Annotated in this window: 4 protein-coding genes; 2 read left to right on the top strand and 2 right to left on the bottom strand. The window is 61.0% G+C overall.

Annotated features, from left to right (window positions below):
• The coding region (locus tag M5B99_RS29305) for a hypothetical protein (protein WP_248807413.1) at nt 1-194 on the top strand (194 nt) is incomplete at its 5' end.
• Nucleotides 195-312: 118 nt separating this feature from the next.
• Here the strand turns inward: M5B99_RS29305 and M5B99_RS29300 are convergent.
• Nucleotides 313-1,806 (bottom strand): CoA-acylating methylmalonate-semialdehyde dehydrogenase, encoded by a 1,494-nt coding sequence (locus tag M5B99_RS29300; RefSeq protein WP_248807412.1) that lies wholly within the window; start codon nt 1,804-1,806, stop codon nt 313-315.
• 83 nt (nt 1,807-1,889) lie between these two features.
• Nucleotides 1,890-3,239 carry an aspartate aminotransferase family protein gene (locus M5B99_RS29295; protein WP_248807411.1) on the bottom strand — a complete coding sequence of 450 codons (1,350 nt, stop codon included), beginning with the start codon at nt 3,237-3,239 and terminating at the stop codon, nt 1,890-1,892.
• Nucleotides 3,240-3,376: 137 nt separating this feature from the next.
• Here M5B99_RS29295 and M5B99_RS29290 point away from each other — a divergent pair, with 137 nt between their 5' ends.
• Nucleotides 3,377-4,297 carry a LysR family transcriptional regulator gene (locus M5B99_RS29290; protein WP_248807410.1) on the top strand — a complete coding sequence of 307 codons (921 nt, stop codon included), beginning with the start codon at nt 3,377-3,379 and terminating at the stop codon, nt 4,295-4,297.
• Nucleotides 4,298-4,385: the final 88 nt, after the last annotated feature.

Below are 4,385 nucleotides of genomic sequence, written 5' to 3'. Positions count from 1 at the left end.
CAGGCGAAAACACACTGCCTTTTCAGCTACTTCCACGCTTCGATGAACTGAAGCGAACCGCCTGCCAAAACCCTCAAAACCTTTGTAACTCATTGAATCTCAAAGGCTTTTCCGTTTCGACTGCGCCGGAAGTGGTGCGAATTATAGAGCCACAGGATTTCCCGTCAACGCTTATTTTCACTTTTCTGTCATAAGAGCCAGAAACGGTGCAAATAACGAGGGTTGCGGCGGCTTTGAGGGCCTCTTCGCGGCGGTGCGGCGAAGAGGCCCGCATAGACGAAGCCTATACGGACCTTGTTCCCCCACCGATGCTTACAGGCTCGGGAAGGCGAACTGCGACGCCTCATGGCTGGCACGTTGCGGCCAACGCTGGGTGATCGCCTTGCGCCGGGTGTAGAAACGCACACCATCCGGACCGTAGGCATGCAGATCACCAAACAACGAACGCTTCCAACCACCAAAGCTGTGATAAGCCACCGGCACCGGCAACGGCACATTGACCCCGACCATGCCCACTTCGATCTCGTCGCAGAACAGACGCGCCGCTTCACCGTCACGGGTAAAAATGCAGGTGCCGTTACCGTATTCGTGATCGTTGATCAGCTGCATGGCCGCTTCCAGGCTGTTGACCCGGACGATGCACAGCACCGGCCCGAAGATCTCTTCCTTATAGATGCGCATCTCAGGCGTCACGCGATCGAACAGACAACCACCGAGGAAGAAGCCCTCCTCATGATCCTTGACGCTCAAGCCACGACCGTCGACCACCAACTGCGCGCCCGACGCCACGCCATCGGCAATATAGCCACTGACCTTGTCGCGATGCTGACCAGTAACCAACGGCCCCATATCCAGCCCGCACGAAGTACCCGCACCAATCTTCAGCGCCTTGATCTGTGGCACCAGCTTGGCCACCAGCGCGTCCGCCACCTGGTCGCCGACGCAGACAGCCACGGAGATCGCCATGCAACGCTCACCGCAGGAACCATAGGCCGCGCCCATCAAGGCACTGACCGCATTGTCCAGGTCGGCATCCGGCATCAGCACCGCATGGTTCTTCGCCCCGCCCAAAGCCTGGACACGCTTGCCGCGCTTGGTGCCTTCGGCATAGATGTACTCGGCAATCGGAGTCGAGCCGACAAAGCTCAGGGCCTTGACCTCAGGCGCCTCGATCAGCGCATCCACCGCGGCCTTGTCACCATGCACCACGTTCAGCACGCCCTTGGGCAAACCAGCTTCCAGCAGCAGCTGGGCGATCAGCAGGGTCGAACTCGGATCGCGCTCGGACGGCTTGAGGATGAAGCAGTTGCCGCAAACGATCGCCAGCGGGTACATCCACAATGGCACCATCGCCGGGAAGTTGAATGGCGTGATACCCGCCACCACGCCCAGCGGCTGGAAATCGGACCAGGCATCGATGTTCGGACCGACGTTACGACTGTATTCACCCTTCAGCACTTCCGGCGCGGCGCAGGCGTACTCGACGTTCTCGATACCGCGCTTCAACTCACCGGCGGCGTCTTCCAGGGTCTTGCCGTGCTCTTCGCTGATCAGTTGGGCGATACGCGCCTCGTTCTGCTCCAGCAGTTGCTTGAAACGGAACATCACCTGGGCACGTTTGGCCGGCGGGGTATTGCGCCAGGCCGGAAAGGCCGCCTTGGCCGAATCGATGGCCTGCTGGATGGTCTCGCGATCCGCCAGCGGCACCTGGTGGATAACCTGGCCGGTGGACGGGTTGTACACGGCGGCCGTACGACCGGAATCGCTGACCAGTTGGCCGTCGATCAAATGTTGAATTGCGCTCATTGCGGGGCTCCAGAACATGGACGTACAGAAGCGAGTCACCTCGCTCCTGTCAGGGAATAGCGTTGGCCTTCTATATAGAAGGATCAGTCGAGCTTGTTCAGCACTTCGCCGACCGCATCGAACAGGCGATCCAGGTCCTTCGGCTGGCTGTTGAAGGTTGGCCCGAACTGCAGGGTGTCGCCGCCGAAGCGCACGTAGAAACCGGCTTTCCACAAGGCCATGCCGGCTTCGAACGGACGCACGATGGCATCGCCGTCACGGGCCGCGATCTGGATCGCGCCGGCCAGGCCATAGTTGCGGATGTCGATAACGTTCTTGCTGCCCTTCAGGCCGTGCAAGGCATTTTCAAAGTGTGGGGCGACTTCGGCGACGCTCTGCACCAGGTTTTCCTTTTGCAGCAGGTCGAGCGCCGCCAGGCCTGCGGCGCACGCCACCGGGTGTGCCGAGTAGGTGTAGCCGTGGGGAAATTCCACCGCGTACTCGGGCGTCGGCTGATTCATGAAGGTCTGGTAGATCTCGCTGCTGGCAATCACCGCCCCCATCGGGATGGCACCGTTGGTGACTTGCTTGGCAATGCACATCAGGTCCGGGGTCACACCGAAGCTGTCGGCGCCGAACATCGCGCCGGTACGCCCGAAGCCGGTGATCACTTCGTCGAACACCAACAGGATATTGTGCTGGTCGCAGATTTCCCGCAGGCGCTTGAGGTAACCCTGTGGCGGTACCAGGACACCGGCGGAGCCGGCCATGGGCTCGACGAACACCGCGGCAATATTGGACGCATCATGCAGTTCGATCAGCTTGAGCAGCTCATCGGCCAGGGCAATACCACCCTGCTCCGGCATGCCACGGGAGAACGCATTGCTCGCCAGCAGGGTATGGGGCAGATGGTCGACGTCCATCATCGCCTGGCCGAACAGCTTGCGGTTGCCATTGACGCCACCGAGGCTGGTCCCGGCGATGTTCACCCCGTGATAACCACGGGCCCGACCGATCATCTTGGTCTTGGTCGCCTGGCCTTTCAGGCGCCAGTAGGCACGCACCATCTTCACCGCGGTATCGGCGCACTCGGAGCCGGAGTCGGTGAAGAACACATGGTTCAGGTTGCCCGGGGTCAGCGCGGTGATTTTCTCAGCCAGCTGGAACGACAGCGGGTGACCGTATTGAAAGCCCGGCGAGTAATCGAGGGTGCCCAATTGCTTGGCCACCGCTTCCTGGATTTCCTTGCGGGTGTGCCCGGCGCCGCAGGTCCACAAGCCGGACAGCGAGTCATACACCCGGCGGCCTTTGTCATCGATCAACCAACTGCCTTCGGCGGCGACGATCAGCCGCGGGTCGCGCTGGAAGTTGCGGTTGGCGGTGTAGGGCATCCAGTGGGCATCGAGTTTGAGCTGACTGGCCAGGGAACCAGGGACGTGTTCGGGCATGTTCATCGGCGAAACCTCGCAGGGCAATAAGCGGCGCAGGAGTTGAAAGCGTTCTTGCAGCTAAATTGCCATGGCGATAAAGTCTATAAAATCCAACTTTTCTAATGTTCAGTTAGTAGAAGACTAAACCATATGACCAAGCCATGAGCAGCCGCCGCCCCGATCCCCTGGCGCAAGTCAGCGACTTTGATATCCGTCTGCTGCGTATCTTTCGCAGCGTAGTGGAGTGCGGCGGCTTTTCCGCGGCGCAAAGCGTGCTCGGCATCGGTCGTTCGGCCATCAGCCAGCAAATGAGTGATCTGGAACAACGCCTCGGACTGCGTTTGTGCCAGCGCGGCCGGGCCGGTTTCTCGCTGACCGAGGAAGGTCGCGAGGTGTATCACTCGGCATTGCAACTGTTGGGCGCCCTGGAAAGCTTTCGCACCGAGGTCAACGGCCTGCACCAGCACCTGCGTGGCGAACTGACCATCGGCCTGACCGACAACCTGGTCACCCTGCCCCATATGCGCATCACCCATGCGCTGGCCCAGTTGAAGGAGCGCGGGCCGGATGTGCAGATCCAGATCCGCATGATCGCTCCCAACGAAGTGGAACAAGGCGTGCTCGACGGTCGCCTGCATGTCGGCGTGGTGCCCCAGGCCAGTGCCTTGTCGGGCCTGGAGTACCAACCGCTGTACAGCGAACGCTCGCTGCTCTACTGCGCGGTGGGTCATCCACTGTTCTATGTCGACGACAAGCAACTGGACGATGAACGCCTCAACGCCCAGGACGCCATCGCCCCGACCTTCCGCTTGCCGGCCGAGATCCAGGCGCATTACCAGGCGCTCAATTGCACCGCGAGTGCTTCGGATCGCGAAGGCATGGCGTTCCTGATCCTGACCGGGCGCTATATCGGCTACCTGCCCGATCACTATGCCAATCTCTGGGTCCAGCAGGGCCGGTTGCGCGCCCTCAAGGCCGACAGTCGTTTCTATGACCTGAGCCTGGCCTCGGTGACACGCAAGGGCCGACGGCCGCACCTGGTGCTGGAAAGTTTCCTGGAGAGCCTGGCGGCGACCCGCTGAAGATAATCACGCCCCCTGTCCCGCAAGAACAATACACGGTTCAAGGACCTCTTCGCGGCGGTGCGGCGATCCGACAAGCCCTGCTCCT

Source organism: Pseudomonas sp. MWU13-2100 (genome assembly GCF_023242365.1).
Lineage (GTDB): Bacteria > Pseudomonadota > Gammaproteobacteria > Pseudomonadales > Pseudomonadaceae > Aquipseudomonas.
The sequence above is the reverse complement of the archived record's forward strand: the minus strand, read 5'-3'. Positions and strand labels throughout refer to the sequence as shown.